We start from the raw sequence: 18,195 nt of genomic DNA on the forward strand, positions 1-18,195 counted from the left end.
CTGGCGAGCGAGGCCGGCATGCGGTGGGTTACGTTCGAAACGGACGGCTGATCGACTCGATCACAGGACGAGTAGCAACACGCCGTAGCCCGCCGAACCGGCGACGAACGGCCAGAACCGACTCTCGCGGGTTCGCGGGAGTTCGTCTTTGATCGCGTTGAAGACGATGCCGCCGGTCAGGAGCGCCAGCAACACGGCAACGGTGGCTGGATTGAGCGCGGTGACGCTTGCGACGGCCGCACCGACGAACACCGACGCGGTGAGCACCCACCGACCGACCTCCTGATAGGCTGCTCGATGGCGTCCCTCGAGCGCCCTGTCGTTGCCGTAGAGGTGGACGGCCATCGCGACGGCGAAGAGAGTCACGTTGTCCGCTCCGGTCTCGCCGCCCACCAGCGCGTAACCGATGAAGGCGTTGTAGACGGCGAATCCGCCGACGTGCACCCAGAAGACGGGTTCGACGTGTGGCGCGGCAGACCCCAGTTCGCCCTCGAGTGTCTCCGCCACTTGCGCGAGGCGCTCGAGGCCGTAGAACAGCGCCAGCCCGAGGAAGGCGATGGCGTAGACGTGGTGGGCCGCGAGCGTCCAGTCGACGATCCCGGCGCTCACGTGTACCCCCTCGATGGCGGTCCGTCGCTCGTCGAGTTCTGGAAAGAGGTGGACGAACGCGTAGACGACGGAGACGCCGCCGGTCGCAGAGAGCGCGGCGTCCTCGGAAACCCCACTCGAGACGGGGACGTGGTCCGGGAGGAGGTGTGCGAACGCGACGACGAACACGAGAACGGGGACGAGTATCGAGTCGGTTCCGATCGCAGTCGTGGCCGTGACAGTCTGGCCGATCAACGACGTGAGCGTCACCGCACTGGTGAGGTCGGGGCCAGACTCGAGGAGGACGGAACTTCCAGTCCACACCGCGCACACACGCGCCATCTCCGGAGGGGGACGGCCCGTGGGCTGGTCGGCGTTTCCTTGCGGGTGCCGGGTGGCCCGACGGATATTCGAAACGCGGTCACCGGCCAAACCGCCGCGAGCGATTGCAGTACTCCCGGACGGCCCGCAGGAAGTCACGCTTGCGGAAGTCCCGCCAGTTGACGTCGGTGAAGTAAAGTTCCGAGTAGACCGACTGCCAGATCATGAAATCCGAGAGGCGCTCGGCCCCAGTCTTGATGACCAAATCGGGCTCGGCAGGGAAGACGAGGTGTTCTTCGACCTGCTGGTCGTCGATCGCCGCCGCCTCGAGGTGACCCTCGTCGACGCGTTCGGCCAGCGTCTGTACGGCGGCGGTGAACTCGTGTTTCCCACCGAGGCCGATCCCGATCCGGATCGGCGCGTCGGCCTGCGTCCGGTCGTCCGGGCCGCGAACGGCAATCTCCCGGGGGGCATCGATCGACTCGAGTTCCCGCCGCAGGGCAGGGACGGCACCGGCATCGAGGACGCTCACGTAGACGGTCACCCGGTCTGCGTACTCGACGGCCCACTCGAAGAAGTCGGTGAGCGTCTCGTAGGCACCGCGCTCGAGCAGGTCGCGTTCGGTGATGACGAGCGCGACGTGTTCGGGTGGCTCGGCCTCGTGGCGACGGATGCGGAGGGCGAGGTACCGTTCGTAGAGTCCCACGCGAACTGGTTCGATAGCTGACCCTATACCGGTTTCGAGAGCTCTCGAGCGCCGGAGGTCCTCACGGCGCGACCCTTCCCGGCCCAGTCTCCGGTGACCTCGTCAGGCGTGAAACTTGCTCGAGAGAGCCGTTCTGTCCCGTTTGCGGCCACGGCCGAGGTTCGGGAACCTTCAAGTAATCGCCACAGAAAGGGACCCGTATCGTGACACGACCCGTTCGGCGAGCCACCGTCTTCGCGGTACTCGGGACGCTCTCGCTCGCCGTTCCGCTGTTCGGCCCGTCGGTCGGCGTCGCACTCGCGGGACTCGTCCTCGCGGGTGCGTTCGTCGTCACCGACGGGCCGCTGTTCGACGTCCTCGCGTATCCCGGCGACTACGAGGACGGCCGCCTCTACGGTCTCCTCACCTTCGTCCTCGCGGCCGTCGCCCTCGGACTCGTCGCTGTCGCCTCCTCGATGTCGGTCGCCATCTTCGTTGGCACCGTCTTCCTGGTCGCCTACGGTAACCTCGCCGAGCAACTGGTCCGCAGCCGACGCCCGGACGGCGAGGTCCTCCAGGCGACCGTCTTCACGCTCGCCGCGGCCGTCGCCGCCGTCGCCGCCCAGTCGATCACCTGGTGGATCGAGGGGGCGGCAATCGAGCCGATGCTCCCGTCGGCGCTCTTTCTCGCCGCCAGCGGCGCCCTCCTCGCGGCGCTGCTCCGGGACATCCTCTTGCTGTACGACGACCCCATCGTCATGCTCTCGGTCGGCGTCCTCCTCTGGTTGCTCTCGGAACTCGAGCCAGCCCTCGGTGCCGTCGAGATCGCCGTTGCCCTCGCGGTCACCATCGCGCTCGGCTACGTCTCCTACGCGCTCGAGACGGCCTCGATCGCCGGGATGCTCACCGGCGTCCTCCTCGGACTCGTGACGATCGTCCTCGGCGGCTACGGCTGGTTCGTCGTCCTCATCGCGTTCTTCGCGATCGGCGGCCTCTCGACGAAGTTCCGCTACGACCGCAAGGAGGAACTCGGCGTCGCAGAAGACAACGACGGTGCCCGCGGCAGCGGCAACGTCCTCGGGAACGCCGCCGTCGCGCTCGCTGCCGTCCTCGGCTACGCCGCCAGTTCGGTCTCGCTGCTACCCGCTGGCCTCGAGGCGGAGCTGTTCCTCTTTGCCTTCACGGGCTCGATCGCCACTGCGATGAGCGACACGCTCTCGAGTGAGATCGGGAGCATCTACGACCGTCCCCGGCTGATCACCACCTTCGAACCCGTCGAGCCGGGGACCGACGGCGGGATTACGTGGCAGGGTGAGATCGCCGGGCTCCTCGGGGCGGCCGTCGTCGCCGCTATCTCGCTGGTTCTGTTCCCGGAAGTCGAGGCACTCGGCGCGGCCATCATCGTCGTCGCCGGCTTCGTCGGGATGACCGTCGACAGCCTCCTCGGGGCGACCCTCGAGGGATCGGTGCTCGGCAATCAGGGCGTGAACTTCCTCGCGACGCTCTCCGGTGCGATCGTCTGTGCGCTGCTGGTCCTCTCGTTCGCTGTTCTCGGCTAATCGTCCGCGACGATGCGGACGGTCTCGCGTCCGCTCGACGCGTCTCCATCGTGTGCGTCGGTCTCCGTACGGCCCGCTCGATTCGCTCTGGCCCCGCCCGCTGCCCGGGTATCGTCTCGCGGACTGTCGTCCCCGGCACCGACGGGGGTTCGAATCTCGCTCACGTCCGTGGTTCGGCGCTGGTGGAACGCGGCGACGTTCGTCGCCGCGAAGAGAACGACTACCCAGACGCCGAGGAGGAACAGTGCGGCCGACGGGGGAGGGGTCATCACGAGGCCGTCCGTGCTGGGTACGTATGAACGCTACGGTCGATCCGGTCCGAGCGGATCGCTCGAGGCTCTATACCGGAGAATTGTTGTGTCCAATCGGTCCCGACTACTCGCCGTTTGGCGGCTCCGCCGCGACGTCGGTGATCGCGTGCACCCGGACGTCGGTCGGTCGCTTCGTGAACTGCCCGAGCGAGCGGGCGACGATCCGCTCGACGCCACGGTCGGCGGCCACGTCGACCAGTTGCTGGCTCGCGATTCCGTCGAGGACGATCGTCACGGGCGGCTCCGCGAGTTCCTCGAGCGTGTCGGTGACGGCGGCAGCGCCGGTCTCGTCGATCACGTCCGCGTCGGCGTCGAGAAACCGGACGCGATCCGTTCCCTCTCGGATGACGTCGCTGGCGTGCTCGTAGACGGTCTCTGGCTCGCGGTCCGTTGCGTCGTCGGTCTCGAGGTCACCCGCCGACGCGGGCTCTTCGACCTCGACCGTATCCGCATCTGACGGCTCGACAGCCTCCGAACCGGTTGCCGGGCTCGAGCCGTTCTCGACTCCCTCGATCGAGCGGGCTCGCGGTCCCGACGTGTTCGCGCCGGGGGAGGGGGCGGGAGCCGGCGTGGCGCTGCCGTCGGTGGCCGCGATCGCCTCTCGCGGTTCGTTCAGACTGGCAACGGTGTCGTAAGGGACCTTGTTCCGGAGCGCGGCGAACAGTTCGTGGTGGTCGAGTTCCTCGACGGAGTCGCCGGCGGGAGCGAACGCCACGTAGTCGACGTCCCCGACCTGTGAGAGTTCCTCCAGGATGAGGTCACCGCCGCGGTCGCCGTCGAGGAACGCGGTGACGGTGCGGTGACGGGTGAGTTCGGCGACGGCGTCGGGGACGTTCGTCCCCTCGACGGCGATGGCGTTCTTGATACCGTACTTGAGCAGCGTGAGGACGTCCGATCGTCCCTCGACGACGATGATCGCGTCGCTGTCGGTCACCCGCGGTCCCGCAGGAAGTCCCTCGTACTCGGTGACGTCCTCGACGCGAACGTGCTCGCGAACCTCTGCGAGGATTTCGTCGGAGGACATGACCGTGTCGTCGAAGCCGGTCCGAAGCAGTTCCTTGGCGCGTTCGACGACTTCCTTGCGCTTTGCGGCCCTGACGTCTTCGATCTCTGCCACCTCGAGGTCGGCCCGGCAGGGACCGACGCGGGTAATCGTCTCGAGGGAGGCAGCGAGCGTGGCGGTCTCGACCTTGTCGAGGCTGGTTGCGATGGTGACCTCGCCGGTCGACTGGCCCTTGCTGCTCGCGATTTCGACGTCGATGCGACCGACCTTCTGGGACTGACGGAGGTCACGGAGGTCGAGTTCGTCGCCGAGGAGGCCTTCGGTTTGCCCGAAGATGGCGCCGACGACGTCGCTCCGCTCGACGACCCCGTCAGCCGTGACGTTCGCGTGAATGAGGTATTTCGAGGTGTCTTCCATGGGGGATCTGTCACCGGCGCGACCGGTGACGGGGGGATGCGCGGGGGCGATCCGGTTACCGAAAGGTACGGCCGTGGAAGGGAAATAGCTGTTGACCCGCCAGATCCGTCGGAGTGTCGGATCGACAGCGTTCGACCGTTCCGGGTCGTGCTCGCCCACGAATCGAACTGCCGTCGATCAGACGGCCGCCTGCTCCCTGTAGACCGCCAGATACCAGTAGACAGACAGGCCGAGCAGAACGGCCAGTCCCCCGAGGAAGAACACCATCCCGGGAGAGGAAAGCGAGAAGAACGACTCGACGAGTTCGAGACCGCCGTCGACGACACCTTCTGGTTCCACGTCGTCGGCCGGAGCGTCCGCATCGAGCGCTTCGTCGTCCGGTTCCGCGACAGGCTCGTCGGCCGGGGCGTCTTCCTCGACGGCTTCGTCCATCGGTGCTGCATCGGCGGCGGCGACGTCGTCTTCGGGTGCGTCGTCGGCGACGTCTTCGTCGAATGCAGTGACGCCAGCGTCGTCGGCCGCTGGTTCGTCAGGCTCGTCCGGGGCGTCGGTAGCCCTCTCGTATTCGTCGCCCGCTGGGGCAGGCGCGGCGTCCTCGGTCACTCCCGATCCAGCGGCGTCGAACCACTGGGTGGCACCGTACTGGACGAGCAAACTGCCGCCAGCGAGTGCACCGATCGCGCCGATGAGCCGTGAGATGGCCCGTTTCAACTGGGCACCCGTCGACTCGTCACTGGTGACGATCAGCGGCCCGTTCGTCGTCGCGTAAACGCTCATCTCGTTGCCACGCGAGGAGTACCAGGTGTCGACGACCTCGACCAGTCCCGCGTCCTCGAGCTTTTCGAGGTGGTAGCGGACGTTCTGTATCGAGGAGTCGATGGCCTCCGCGACGTCGCTGGGCGTCCCGGGCTCTTCGTCGAGTCTGGCGTAAATTTCCCGGGCGGTCGTCGAGGAGAGCGCGCTGAAGACGGCGTCGGCGTCCTCGCCCTCGAGATCGACCACGCGTGGTGGCCCCTCCTGGGCGGGCGTCTCAGAGCGGAAGGGAAACAGGCGGGCCATATCGTCGGTTGCTTGCATTCGCCTGCCGAGGGGTATACGTTTTGTCTTACCTGAAACGTCTGTTTCACCTACCGAAACCGGCAGCCTGCGAACCGATCGGGGCCATCGACACGACTCGAGCGGTCCCCCGTCGAAAGAAAAGCCTTACTCCGGTCGGTTCCCCAGCCCCGCGCATGCAACGGCTCGAGGTGTGGGGCTGGCTCGTGGTCGCGGTCGTCCTCTCGGTGCTCGCGATTCCGTGGTTCCTGTGGGGGGATGCGACGACCGTGGTGGGTCTGCCGCTGTGGCTGTGGTGGCACGTCGGGTGGATGGTGCTCGCCTCCGTGGTCTTCTGGGTATTCACCCGGCGGGGCTGGGGGATCGGCATCGAACCAGACGCGTCCCGGACGTCTCCTGACGGGACCGACCCGCGGACGGACGCCGGGGGTGACGGTCGGTGACGCTCACGCTCCAGCTGGCGATCATCGTCGGCTATCTCGTGGTGGCCCTGCTGGTCGGGTTACTCGCCTACCGCGTGGCCGAACGGACCGCAGAGGACTTCTACCTCGCGAGTCGCACCTTCGGGACCGTCGTCTTGCTGTTTACGACCTTCGCGACCCTGTTGTCGGCGTTCACCTTCTTCGCCGGGCCGAACATGGCCTACCAGCACGGACCGGAGTGGATCCTCGTCATGGGCCTGATGGACGGCATCATCTTCGCGATCCTCTGGTACGTGATCGGCTACAAACAGTGGTTGCTCGGCCGCCAGCGCGACTACGTTACCCTCGGCGAGATGCTCGGCGACCGCTTTGGCTCCCGCGGTCTTCGGGGACTGGTCGCCGGCGTCAGCCTCGTCTGGCTCTTTCCGTACGTGATGCTCCAGCAGGTCGGGGCCGGCACCGCGCTCGAGGCGCTGACCGAGGGCGCGGTCCCCTACGCGCTCGGCGCAGGCCTGATCACCGCGTTCATGATCCTCTACGTCGTCGTCGCCGGGATGCGGGGCATCGCCTGGACCGACACCCTGCAGGGGGCGTTCATGCTCGTGACGACCTGGGTCGCCCTCCTGTGGATTCTCGCGATCGTCGACGGGCCGACGGCGGCCACGGCGGCACTCGAGGCCGAAGCCGCCGGCCACCTCGCCCTCGGCAGTGACTTCTACACGCCCCAGTGGATGCTGTCGACGGCGATCGTGATCGGCTTCGGCGTGGCGATGTTCCCGCAGGTCAACCAGCGATTCTTCGCGGCGGGCTCGCGAACCGTCTTCAAGCGCTCGTTCGCCCTCTGGCCGATCCTCTGTGTGTTGCTGTTCGTCCCCTCGTTCCTGCTCGGTGCGTGGGCTCGCGGGCTCGACGTGACCGTTCCGGAAGGCGGGAACGTCCTGCCGGCGATGCTCGCAGAGTTCAGCCCCGCGTGGTTCGCCGCCCTCGTCATCGCGGGTGCGATGGCCGCGATGATGTCTTCGTCGGACTCGATGCTGCTGTCGGGGTCGTCGTACTTCACACGGGACCTCTACCGGCCGTACGTGAACGCCGACCTGACGGAGCGTCGGGAAGACCTCCTCGCCCGCGTCGGCGTCGTGGTGTTCGCTACCGGTGCGTTTCTCGCGAGCCTCTGGAACCCCGCGACGCTGTTCGAACTCGGCGACGCCGCCTTCAGTGGCTTCGCCCAGCTCGCCCTGCCCGTGATCGCCGCCCTCTACTGGCGCGGGACCACTCGAGCCGGGATCACCGCGGGAATCCTCGCGAGCCAGGTGTTCTACCTCTCGAGTCTGTTCGTCGCCGTCGTTCCAGCGACCTACGCGGGCTGGTCCGCCGGCCTCGTCGGGATGGGTGTCGGGCTCCTCGTTACGGTCGGCGTCTCGCTGGTCACCGCTCCGGCCGCCGAGGAACGCCGGTCGATCTACTTCGAGGGGCTGCGAGCCGATTGAGCACGTCTGGCGACGAACCGAATCACACTGACGAACCCAACCGCCAGACCGATACGCACATCCGTCGAAGTGGGCACCGATGACCGATCCTCTCCCGGCCGACCTCGCCGACGCGTGGCGGCCGGTGGCGACCCTGACGGACGAACGCTCGATCGTCGCCGTCTCGATCACCGCCGAGACGACCGTCTACGAACCGGTCGAGCCCCCTGCGACCACGCCGGTCGAGGCGTCGCTGCCGCTTCGATCGCTGTTCGTCACCGATCTCTCCGTCTCGCCGTCGCTCTCGACCATCGGCCTCGAACCGACCGGCCTCCTCTCGGTCGCCACGTCCCAGGCGAAAACCCGCTTCGTCGACGTCGTCGAGGAACGCGGCGTGACCGTCGACGGCGTCCGGGACACCATCGCCTTCGAGACCCCCTCCGGTGAGCCCGGCAAGTGGCACGTCCTGGAGGCGACCTATCCACTCGTCGCCGACGAGACACCAGCAGACGCAGACTCGCTCACCGCCGAGGCCCACGTCGTCGTCTGGCCCACCGACTCGAGTTTCGGCGTCGTCGGCGGGACCCACCCGCTCGAGGCCGTCGACGACCGGCCCGTCGATCCGGAACGCGATCGGGACCGAATCGCCCGGCTCGTTCGATCGGTCGGTGGAGACGCGCCCGGCGGGTCGCCGGCGGAGTAACGGCGGTCGCGCGAGGCGTCCTGTCGTCGTCCAGTAACGTCGCGGCGAGAAATGCCAGATTACCCGCCACCCTTATTCTCGTCGGGGCAGTGTGCCCGATAATGTGCGAGGAGTGGTCACCGATCGAACGAGACGCCTCGTCGACTCCGGACGAGCGCGTTTCAGATCGGTCACTCGACGAATCGGATCGACAGCGGCCGCCTGCGCTGGCGGTGCTCGACCGGATCGGCGACCCCGTCTACGCCTTCGACGACGACCTGAACGTGACGTACGCCAACGACGCTGCTCGAGCGCTGTTCGGGCTCGCCGCCGGTTGCGCTCGCCCCAACGACGCGACTCGAGGTGGTTGCTCACCGCCGTCGCTGTTCGACGAGGCCCACCACCGAGCGCTCGAGCGTGAGCGCCGGTCGCCCCTGACGGTCGATCGATACCACGAGGCGTCCGACTCGTGGCTCGAGGCCAGACTGTGGCCGTCAGCGACGGGCGTGACCGTCGAGGTTCGCGACGTCACCGAGCGTAACGACCGCGAGCGACGGGTCGCAGAAGACGACACGCTCCGGGTGATCTTCGAGGCCGCCCACGACGCGATCGTGCTCGGTGACCACCGGTCGATCACCGAAGCAAATCCAGCCGCGTGCGAACTGTTCGGACTCGAGCGATCGGAACTGCGCGGCCGATCGTTCGTCGAGTTCGTCGCCGACGACGAGTGCGATATACGCGAGGAGTGGCGGGACTTCCTCGAGACCGGGCGACGGCGAGATATCCGTCGGCTCGCGCTGGCCGATGGAACCGAACGGGTCGTCGAGTACAACGCCGTCGCGAACGTGGTCCCCGGGACGCATCTGGCAGTCCTGCGGGACGTCACGGACGCACGCGAACGCGAGCGGGAACTCGAGGAGCAACGTCAGCGACTGGCCGCGCTCAATCACGTCAACGGGGTCGTTCGTGAGATCAACGCGGCGATCGTCAACGGCTCGACGCGAGACGACCTCGAGACGGTCGCCTGCCAGACGCTCGCTGACTCGCCGTCCTACGAGTTCGCGTTCGTCGCCGACGTCGATTCGAACGTCGTCACGACCCGCGTCGAGGCGGGCGTCGACGGCTATCTCGAGTCGATCCCGCTCTCGATCGACGCCGACGACCCGTCGGGACGAGGACCGATCGGCCGGGCGATTCGAACCCTCGAGGTTCAGGTCACCAACGACGTCCTCGAGGATCCGACGTTTCGACCGTGGCACGACGACGCCAGGGAGCGTGGCTATGCCTCCGCGGCAGTGATCCCGATCGTCCACGGCGGCGTGCTGTACGGCGTCCTCGGTGTCACGAGCGCCCGGCCGAACGCGTTCTCCGACGAAGAGCGCGCCGTCGTCTCCCAGCTCGGTGAACTCCTCGGACACGCCATCGCAGCCCAGGAGCGTCGGCGCGTCTTGCTCGGCGAGACCGTAATCGAACTCGAACTCGTCATCGACGACGCGACGGCGATGTTCGACGGTCCGTCGATGGCTGACCGGATCGTCCAGTTCGACCGGGTCGTCCGGATCGGCGACGACCAGTACCTCGAGTACGGCTCGACGTCACCGGAAACCTACCCGGAAGTCGAGGAACTGGTCGACTGCGTCCCCCACTGGGACGACGTCACGGTACTCGAAGAGTCGGGCGACCAGCTGACGTTCGAACTCGAGATCACTGCGCCACCGATGTTCTCGGTCATCGAGGCCTACGGCGGGTACGTCGACGCGGCGGCCATCCACGACGGCGATTACATCACGACGATCCTCCTGCCACCGGGGACGGACGTTCGCGCGCTCGTCGCCGAAATCGAGTCGGTCTATCCCGGCACCCGGACCCTCGCGCGCCGCCAGCGTAACCTGACGCGGGAATCGATCGCGAAACTGGTCGATCGGCTGACCGCGGACCTCACGCCCCGCCAGCGGACGGCACTCGAGATGGCCTACGCGACGGGGTACTTCGAGTGGCCCCGAACTACCTCGGGCGAGGAGGTTGCAGAAACTCTCGACGTCACGCCCGCGACCTTCCACGAACACCTCCGGACGGCCCAGCGGAAGCTCCTCGACGCACTGTTCGACGAGGGAGAGCGACTCGAGGAGTGACGACGAGTCTGGTGATTTTTATACGTACTGCCTCGCTGGTCTACGTATGCAGACCCACATCGTCCCGGTCGGATTCGACTACGACCGGCTGATTGCGCCGCTGGTCCGCGATCAGATCGACGTCGACAGCGTCATCCTCCTCGAGGGCGCCGTCGGGAGCGAGGCCAACGTCGAGTACTCCCGAAACCTCTCACGGAAACTCGAGACGGACTTTCGGAACCTGCTGGGTGCCGAGACCGACCGGTTCGTCCTCGAAGACGTCTACGATTACGACGAGGCGTTCGAGCAGGCGTACGACCTGATCACCGACGAACTCGACGACGGCAACGAGGTCTGGGTCAACGTCGCCGCGATGCCCCGGACCGTCAGCTTCGCGTTCGCCAACGCCGCTCACTCCCTGATGGTCGAACGACAGGAAGATCGCGAGGCCATCCACACCTACTACACCGCTCCCGAGAAGTATCTGGAGACCGAACTCGCCGAGGAACTCCGGGCGGGAATCGCCCTGCTCGAGGATCTGGCAGCCGGCTGGGCGGCCGACGGCTGCGTCGAAGCGACCGTCGACCGCGATCGGATCGACGACCGACTCGAGAGCGCCCGCGACCTGCTCGCGGAGTTCGACGAGCGCGGGACGACGATCGGCGCGAAGGAGATCGACGGTGACCACATCGTCGAGTTGCCGGTCGCCTCGTTCTCGAACGTCAAGCCCTTCGAGGAGCTGATCCTCTACAAACTCGGCGAGGACGGCGAGTTCGACTCGGTCTCGGAACTCGCGGAATCGCTTGCCCGCGAACTCAACGAGGAGTATACGGACAGCTTCCGCTCGAAGGTCATCTACAACGTCGACCGCCTCGGCCCCGGGGGCAAGGGATACATCGAGCGCGAGGAACACGGCAAGTCCTACCGAACGCGGCTGTCTCGGATCGGCGAACTCTGGGTCCGGGCCCACTCGGATAGCGACTGAACACGCGACCAGTAGTCTATCCTGGTGTTCGGGCCCGATCGACTCGGAACAGACGACGTGTTCCGGGCCCCAGGAGTCGACCGGACACCCGCGGTCAGGCCCGTCGATCGGCTTCTCGGTGCACTCTGAGTGGCGTCTCGTCGTGCCGGTGGTACGACCGTCATAGGTCAGTGTTGCTGAACATTAGTCAACGGTGTGCCCTTCGTCGTGGGAGCCACCACCATGGATGGACAGTCAGTCGGCCAGTACTTCGACGACCGATCGGATAGCTACACCCGCGACGTCGGCATCGACGAAATCGAGTCGTCGACGATCGTGGACGGATTCATCGACCCGAATTGTACCGAAGGCGACTGGCTCCTCGAGATCGGCTGCGGTGACGGGCTGTTGCTCGAGTACGCGCTCGAATCGACGGACGTGACGGAAGGGTATGGGATCGACATTTCGGCATCGATGTTGCCCGATGGGAACGATGGTCGGGCAGAGTACATTCAGGGGTCGGCGACGGATCTTCCGCTCCCGTTCCAGCCGGAGACGTTCGACTTCGTCGTGATCGGCGACGTTCTCCACCATCTCGTCGGCGGGACCCGATCGGCGTCGAAAGGGACGGCACAGGCCGTCCTCGTCGAGGCCGCGAACCTGCTGAAGCCGGGGGGATACCTCATCGTGAAAGACATCTACTATCACAGCCCTGTTGGTCCCGAGACGCTGACGTCTCACCTGATCTTCTACGGGCTCAAGTACTTCGCCCGAATCGCCGCACGGATCGACGAACAGGCAGCACCCGGATTGCTCGTCTCCTTTTATACACGCGACGAACTGACGTCGTTGCTCAGCCGGTCGGGAACGACGATCGTGGCCGAAGAAATCGAGAAGAAAAAGCAGCGTTCGATACCGAGACGCTTGCTGATCGGCGAATCGGGGTGTATTCGGCTGTACGCCCGACGAGAAGAGCGGTCTCGTTTTCGAGAGGAGTAGCCAGAGCGAGTGCTGTATTCGAACCGTTCGTCAGAATAGTCGTCTCATAGTTACGAGCCACCACGTCTATCTGGCAGTTATGACAGGTTCACCGGCGATCGTTTCGGTGGGCAGTGCACTGCTCGACGAACAGTATCTGGTCTCGAACTTGCCGAGACCGGATGCCGGGGCGTTCGTCCGTGAAGAATCGGTCGCCTTTGGCGGGGTCGCCGCAAACGTCGCGGTTGCGGTTTCACGGCTCGGCCACACAAGCGGCATCGTCGCCCGCCTCGGTAACGACGACATCGCGGAGATGGTCACGTCCGACCTCCACGAGGAAGGCGTCGAAATCGATCGACTCCGTCGGAGTGACGACGAACGATCGACGTACTGTATGGTCTTTCGGGACCCTGACGGCGAACGAACGATCGTCACCAGAAGCGGCGCTGCCAGTGCCCTGCGACTGACCGACGACGACGTGTCGTACCTCCGGTCTGCCGACGTCGTCTTCGCAAACGGATTCTGTCCGGACGACGTTACCAGGACGGTCTCGAGGCTCGCCGCCGAGGGAACGATCCGACTGGCGTTCGATCTGGCGAGCCCGCTCGACGCGCTCGCTGGCCGGGCCACCAGCCGGGAAACGGTCGACGGACTGCTGTCGGAGGTGTCCCTGTTCGTCGCAAACGAGGCGTCGATCCGGTCGTACCTGGGAACTGATGGCAGGGATGCAGTCGAACGGTTGCGTCACCGTGGCGTTCGTCGAGGTGCTCTTACGCAGGGTGAAGACGGTGCCCTGCTCTGGACCGACGAGCCAGACAGCGCGGTCGTCGACGTTCCTGCACTCGACGTCGACGTCGTCGATACGACGGGGGCAGGCGATGCGTTCGTCGCTGGATTGCTCCATCGGTGGCTACTCGAGGGCGATTCACTCCAGTCCGCAGCAGAGTTCGCGACTGCTGGGGCAGGGTACAACTGTACCGAACCGGGCGCACGTGGCGGGATGGTCAGCGAGAAACGGATCGCCCGTCTGGTACGGGACGAATTGCAGCAGCGACGAGACACCGGCACGCAGGACTCATGACCGAACGCTCTCCGGGCGGACTCCGACGACTCGAGTGTGATGCCGGCACCGGTGGTCGGCCAGTCCAGTTTCGGCGTCGACAACCGGCTCAGACGACTCCGAAGACCGTCGCCAGAATCACGACGTTGAGTACCACGAACACGACCGTGAAGACGACCACCAGGAGCGCGTACGCCGCTGGCCACGAGGTCGTCAGATCCCGCAGGTCGCGGAACCCCCGACTGCGCAGGTTGTGCCACCCCATCGCGTCCACGAGGATCCAGTAGCCGTCGCCCTCGAGCAACGGGTTGAGCACGAAGACGGCTCGAGCGGCGATCACCAGCGCGAGAAAGCCGAGGATCGGCTGGCCGGGAACGACGACGAACGCGAGGGCGAAGCCGGTCGCGACGACGACGTCGGCGAACGGGCCCGCGGCGCTGATCCAGATCCGGACGTTGCGCGGACACTGCCAGGCGTCGGTCGTGCGCGTGATGATCGCCGGGATCACGCCGTTCAGGAGACCGAACCGGATCGTTGGATCGAAGTACCGACGACTCGGGACGTAGTGACTGGCCTCGTGGATCGCGATGGAGCCGAGTAACACCGGGAGCACGACCAGTGCGAGCCCGGTGCCGAACTCGAGGTCGGCGGGTAGCGCCCGGATCTCCGGCCACCGGACGGTGATCGCGGCGGCGAAGACGGCAACGGTCGCGGCGAAGAGCCCGAAACGCGGTGCCAGTCGGATGTCCTCGGGCGTCTCGTGGTGGGCGACGTCCTCGCCGGGCCGGAGGTACCCCTCCTCGTACAGCAACGCGACCGTTCGCCGGACGCGCTCGTCGTGCGTTGACGGGTCTGTCCTCCCGTCTGCGAGGTCGCGCAACTGCCCGAAAAACGCCGGATGGACGCGCTTGTAGTCTCCCTCGTCGGATCGGAGCCACGTGGTTTCGTCAGTCTCGCCCCACGTGAAGCCGAATCCCTCCCGAAAAAGGGACTCGAGCGACGGGTCGATATCGGGGTCCGGACTCGGTTCCGCGTCGGGACCGGCGCTCGGATCGTGACTGGAATCGGAGTCGTTATCGGTCACCGGTTCGGTCACGCTGGCTCACCTCACGTCCCCGCTCCGTTCGATTCCGTTCCCACCCTCGGCCGGCCCAGCGAGTAACGCCGCGAGCGCACCCGCGACGTCCGTCCCGGCTCGTTCGTCGAACGCCGCGAACATCGGCGACGGGTTCGCCTCGAGCACCCGGTGGCCGTCGTCCCCGACGACGACGTCGACGCCCGCGAACGACAATCCGAGCGTGTCTGCAGCGGTCACGGCGTCCTCGGTGATCCCGTCGGCGAGCTCGGCGCGAGGAATCCGTTCGACGTCGTGATCTGCTGCGCGGTAGTCCAGTTCCTCGGAAATAATTCGTGCAGCGGCGACGGCCTCGCCGTCGACGACGAAGATCCGCACGTCGTCGCCCTCGACCCGTTCCTGAAACTGCACCGGCGAGTTGGCCAGCAGTGAGAGCCGCCCATCGGAGAGATCGTCGACCTCGAGTGTGGCGGCGTGGCCCCCGCCGCTGACGGGCTTGTAAACGATTTGCTCGAGGCGATCGGCGAACGCCCGAACGGCACCGGGATCGCTCGTGGTCAGCGTCTCTGGTACCGGGACGTCGGCAGCGGCGAGCTGGGAGAGCTGCCACGGCTTGCGCGTGTGTACTCCCTGACTCTCGAGGGGGTTGACCATGCGAACGCCGCGGCGATCGAGCACGTAGAGCATCGACTCGAGGACGGCCTGATGCTCGCGCAACTGATTCAACAGCGAGTACGGACGCTCCTCGAGTTCGTCGCGGTACTCGGGCAGTCGGGGATTGAGTGCGAAGTTCCGGAGATAGACCGTGTGAACGTCCGTGCCGTCGACGACGGTCCCGTCGACCTCGAGGCGAACGTCCGGGCCGCGCTGGCGCATCGAGAGCGCTCCGTCGCCCGGCCAGTCGTCGGCGTCCCAGACGTGCGTCTCGACGTGCCGACCCTCGAGTTCGCGTTCGACGGCGGTCAGTTGTGGATCCGAGCGTGGACCGAGTAGGAGTACGCCCATTCGTCTGTATACTTACGGATAGGATGTATAAATTTAGTGCTGCATTTCCGTCTGTATCTTTCGGTTATTCGGCGATACTGGTTTCCTCAGGGGGTGTATGGTCGTATCTCGTTAATCTGGACCGGTTCTGGACTTCTGATTAGGAGAGTGAACGAACTCCATAATTATTTAGTGAAAAAAGTTATAAACTAACTTCGCGTCGATGGTAATGGATATGGACTCAGAAACTGACGAGCCGATCCACTTCGTCGAAGACCTCGAAGAACGATCGAACGCGACGACCACCGGTGACGTCGTAACGACGATGGCGACGGGCGAGTGTCCCGAGAAGTGCTGGTAACGAACGGTCGAACCGCACCCCGGACTCGCATTTTTTGACCAGAACGACGGTACCCGTTCACGTTACGGAGACGCCAGTCTCTGGCTCCACGACGGAGGCCCCATCGACAAGAGACGGCTGCCGACGACCTCGATTCCGACTCATTCGAAGTGGATTAGCGGTTTGATGATTCCATCTTCCTTGTTGTCCATCAGTTCGAACGCCGCTTCGATCTCGTCGAACTCGAACTCGTGGGTCGTCATCTCTGTCGGGTCGACCCGGTCGTTCTCGAGCAGCCGAAGCAGCCGTTCGATGCGGAGTCGACCGCCCGGACAGAGGTCGGTGACGATGTCGATCTCGGCCATGCCGACGCCCCACTCCTCGCGGGGGATGTGGCGGAACTCACCCTCGCCGTGGTAGCCGACGTTCGAGACGGTTCCGCCGGGCTTGACGGCCTTGATGCAGTCCTGGAAGGTCTGATCCGTTCCCAGTGCCTCGATGGCGGCGTCGACGCCCTCGCCGTCGGTGAGTTCCACGATCCGCTCGACGGGATCGTGCTCCTGGAAGTCGACGACGTGATCCGCACCGTAGGTCCGGGCGAGTTCCTGGCGTTTCTCGACCGTCTCGACGGCGATGATCTCGCCTGCGCCCTGTAGTTCTGCTCCCTTGGTCGCCATCAGCCCAACTGGTCCCTGCGCGAAGACGGCGACGGTGCCACCGACCGGAATGGCCGCGTTTTCGGCAGCCGCGAAACCAGTCGTCATCATGTCGGTCGTGTACAGTGCCTCGTGGTCGCTGACGTCGTCGGGGATGTGTGCCAGATTCCCGTCGGCGTCGTTGACGTGGACGTACTCCGCGAACGTCCCGTCTTTGACGTTCGCGAACTTCCAGCCGCCGAGGGCCTGGTTCGACTGGGACGCGTGCCCGTCCTGTGCGGCCCTCGAGCTCCAGTCCGGCGTGATCGCCCCGACTGCAACGCGGTCACCGGCTTCGAAGTCGGAGACCGCGTCGCCGACCTCCTCGACGACGCCGACGACCTCGTGACCGAGCGTGAGGTCCTCCCGGTCGCCGATCGCACCGTGAACGGTGTGACAGTCCGAGGTGCAGATCAGTCCCTGCGTCGGTTTCAAGATGGCGTCCGCCGGCCCCGGCTCCGGCGGCTCTTTCTCGGTGATCCCCGTTTCGCCGACCTCTTCCATGACGAACGCTTTCATGCTCATGACTCGCTATCTCGCGACGCCGTCGATTCGCAAAAAGCTTTCAGCGACTCCCCTCCGGTAGTCGTCGCGTCGGCCCCGCCGCCATCGGTCACTGTGTGCCTTCCGAGTGGACGACCACCGCGAACGGGTCGTACCCGTCCTCGAGCAGCACGCGTGCGATCCAGCCGGATATCCAGGCCAGCGCGTTGAGTGCGTGGAACGTTGCGAGCAAGAGGACGATACCGAACGCAGCGGCCACGAGGGCCGACGAGAACGTCGTGATCTCCCAGTAGCCGACGGTGAAGACGGCCTCGAAGCCCACCAGCAGGTAGTTCCAGCCGAGATACAGTGACTGGTGGATCTCCGGGGCGCGATCGGTCACGACGCCGACGTACAGTCCCTGCCTGTCGTAGTACAGCGGAAGCGCGAGCATGCTCATCCCCGTCGAGAACCCCGTTACAGCGACCACGAACGAGACGAGTCCGAGCACGAACTTCACGGGGAGGTACAGCACCGCCGTCCAGGTCCTGTAGTCGGTCACCAGCGACCAGAGCCTGTCGCGGCCGCGGTCACCGGTGAGGTCGGTGCGCGGTTCGACGTCGACGGGGAGCACGGTCGTCGTCAGCCAGCGCTCGAACCCGGCCAGCCCGAGCGCGAGTGCGATCGTGATCGCGAGCACGGGAATCCCGACGAGGAAAATTGCGAGTCCAAGTCCGACTGAGAGCCCGACCACGAGGAAGACGACGTACGCGAGCCCGAGGGGGAACGCGAGCAGCACGTAACAGAGGTTCAGGTAGGTCTGGCGCTCGAGCGGGACGCCGACGAACCGCGCCACGCCGGACCCGATTCGGCCGAACCGGCCGTCGGCGTCCGTGGGCGCTGCGCGTGCCATTTCGGTCGGGAGTGCCTGACCTGCATACATAAACGTTCGCCTCGAGTTGTCGAGCCGACAGCTCGTCTGCGGGTGTTTACGC

The 18,195-nt window shown here is 65.8% G+C and carries 18 protein-coding genes; 9 read left to right on the forward strand and 9 right to left on the reverse strand.

All coding sequences use genetic code 11. From position 1 onward, the window contains the following. Window positions 1–60: 60 nt before the first annotated feature. Together B1756_RS11830 and B1756_RS11835 are read right to left on the reverse strand one after the other, a co-directional pair. On the reverse strand, window positions 61–912 hold the full coding sequence (locus tag B1756_RS11830) for a hypothetical protein (RefSeq protein WP_228434348.1): 852 nt from the start codon (window positions 910–912) through the stop codon (window positions 61–63). A gap of 97 nt (window positions 913–1,009) precedes the next feature. Further along, window positions 1,010–1,615 (reverse strand): undecaprenyl diphosphate synthase family protein, encoded by a 606-nt coding sequence (locus B1756_RS11835; RefSeq protein WP_086888723.1) that lies wholly within the window; start codon window positions 1,613–1,615, stop codon window positions 1,010–1,012. 203 nt (window positions 1,616–1,818) lie between these two features. On the opposite strand from B1756_RS11835, the gene B1756_RS11840 reads away from it, so the two are divergent. Beyond that, window positions 1,819–3,153: a DUF92 domain-containing protein gene (locus B1756_RS11840; protein WP_086888724.1), complete on the forward strand. Its 1,335-nt coding sequence runs from the start codon at window positions 1,819–1,821 to the stop codon at window positions 3,151–3,153. Here the strand turns inward: B1756_RS11840 and B1756_RS11845 are convergent. The 3 genes from B1756_RS11845 to B1756_RS11855 form a co-directional block, all read right to left on the reverse strand. Continuing rightward, the gene (locus B1756_RS11845) at window positions 3,150–3,422 is read right to left on the reverse strand and encodes a hypothetical protein (RefSeq protein ID WP_086888725.1); all 273 of its coding nucleotides are present in this window, start codon (window positions 3,420–3,422) and stop codon (window positions 3,150–3,152) included. The two genes, B1756_RS11840 and B1756_RS11845, sit on opposite strands and share 4 nt — an antisense overlap. 106 nt (window positions 3,423–3,528) lie before the next feature. Continuing rightward, the gene (gene dnaG, locus B1756_RS11850; protein ID WP_086888726.1) at window positions 3,529–4,884 is read right to left on the reverse strand and encodes a DNA primase DnaG; all 1,356 of its coding nucleotides are present in this window, start codon (window positions 4,882–4,884) and stop codon (window positions 3,529–3,531) included. Between the two features lie 177 nt (window positions 4,885–5,061). Further along, the gene (locus tag B1756_RS11855) at window positions 5,062–5,943 is read right to left on the reverse strand and encodes an ArsR/SmtB family transcription factor (protein WP_086888727.1); all 882 of its coding nucleotides are present in this window, start codon (window positions 5,941–5,943) and stop codon (window positions 5,062–5,064) included. Window positions 5,944–6,116: 173 nt separating this feature from the next. Here B1756_RS11855 and B1756_RS11860 point away from each other — a divergent pair, with 173 nt between their 5' ends. The 7 genes from B1756_RS11860 to B1756_RS11890 all read left to right on the forward strand — a co-directional run bounded on the left by B1756_RS11860 (window position 6,117) and on the right by B1756_RS11890 (window position 13,644). After that, window positions 6,117–6,383: a DUF3311 domain-containing protein gene (locus B1756_RS11860; RefSeq protein ID WP_086888728.1), complete on the forward strand. Its 267-nt coding sequence runs from the start codon at window positions 6,117–6,119 to the stop codon at window positions 6,381–6,383. Further along, the gene (locus B1756_RS11865) at window positions 6,380–7,849 is read left to right on the forward strand and encodes a sodium:solute symporter family protein (protein WP_086888729.1); all 1,470 of its coding nucleotides are present in this window, start codon (window positions 6,380–6,382) and stop codon (window positions 7,847–7,849) included. Before B1756_RS11860 ends, B1756_RS11865 begins: the two co-directional genes overlap by 4 nt. Window positions 7,850–7,928: 79 nt before the next feature. After that, a complete protein-coding gene (locus B1756_RS11870; protein ID WP_086888730.1) occupies window positions 7,929–8,531 on the forward strand; it encodes a DUF6517 family protein in 603 nt (200 codons plus the stop codon). A gap of 101 nt (window positions 8,532–8,632) precedes the next feature. Beyond that, window positions 8,633–10,642, forward strand: a complete 2,010-nt coding sequence (locus tag B1756_RS11875; protein WP_086888731.1) for a bacterio-opsin activator domain-containing protein — start codon at window positions 8,633–8,635, stop codon at window positions 10,640–10,642. A gap of 46 nt (window positions 10,643–10,688) precedes the next feature. Further along, window positions 10,689–11,606, forward strand: a complete 918-nt coding sequence (locus B1756_RS11880; protein ID WP_086888732.1) for an HFX_2341 family transcriptional regulator — start codon at window positions 10,689–10,691, stop codon at window positions 11,604–11,606. Window positions 11,607–11,828: 222 nt separating this feature from the next. Next, a complete protein-coding gene (locus tag B1756_RS11885) occupies window positions 11,829–12,584 on the forward strand; it encodes a class I SAM-dependent methyltransferase (RefSeq protein ID WP_086888733.1) in 756 nt (251 codons plus the stop codon). 79 nt (window positions 12,585–12,663) lie between these two features. Beyond that, entirely contained in the window at window positions 12,664–13,644 is a 981-nt protein-coding gene (locus B1756_RS11890) for a carbohydrate kinase family protein (protein ID WP_086888734.1), read from the forward strand. An 88-nt stretch (window positions 13,645–13,732) separates the two neighbouring features. Here the strand turns inward: B1756_RS11890 and B1756_RS11895 are convergent, their stop codons facing one another. Together B1756_RS11895 and B1756_RS11900 are read right to left on the reverse strand one after the other, a co-directional pair. Beyond that, window positions 13,733–14,719 carry a M50 family metallopeptidase gene (locus B1756_RS11895; RefSeq protein ID WP_086888735.1) on the reverse strand — a complete coding sequence of 329 codons (987 nt, stop codon included), beginning with the start codon at window positions 14,717–14,719 and terminating at the stop codon, window positions 13,733–13,735. Between the two features lie 6 nt (window positions 14,720–14,725). Next, on the reverse strand, window positions 14,726–15,703 hold the full coding sequence (locus B1756_RS11900) for an ATP-grasp domain-containing protein (RefSeq protein ID WP_086888736.1): 978 nt from the start codon (window positions 15,701–15,703) through the stop codon (window positions 14,726–14,728). Window positions 15,704–15,917: 214 nt separating this feature from the next. On the opposite strand from B1756_RS11900, the gene B1756_RS20055 reads away from it, so the two are divergent. Next, window positions 15,918–16,043: a hypothetical protein gene (locus B1756_RS20055; protein ID WP_267128189.1), complete on the forward strand. Its 126-nt coding sequence runs from the start codon at window positions 15,918–15,920 to the stop codon at window positions 16,041–16,043. A gap of 140 nt (window positions 16,044–16,183) precedes the next feature. Here the strand turns inward: B1756_RS20055 and B1756_RS11905 are convergent, their stop codons facing one another. Then, a complete protein-coding gene (locus tag B1756_RS11905) occupies window positions 16,184–17,236 on the reverse strand; it encodes a zinc-binding dehydrogenase (RefSeq protein ID WP_186336537.1) in 1,053 nt (350 codons plus the stop codon). 94 nt (window positions 17,237–17,330) lie between these two features. Beyond that, window positions 17,331–18,113 carry a sensor domain-containing protein gene (locus tag B1756_RS11910; RefSeq protein WP_228434350.1) on the reverse strand — a complete coding sequence of 261 codons (783 nt, stop codon included), beginning with the start codon at window positions 18,111–18,113 and terminating at the stop codon, window positions 17,331–17,333. Between the last annotated feature and the right edge of the window lie 82 nt (window positions 18,114–18,195).

Source organism: Natrarchaeobaculum aegyptiacum, from assembly GCF_002156705.1.
GTDB lineage: Archaea > Halobacteriota > Halobacteria > Halobacteriales > Natrialbaceae > Natrarchaeobaculum > Natrarchaeobaculum aegyptiacum.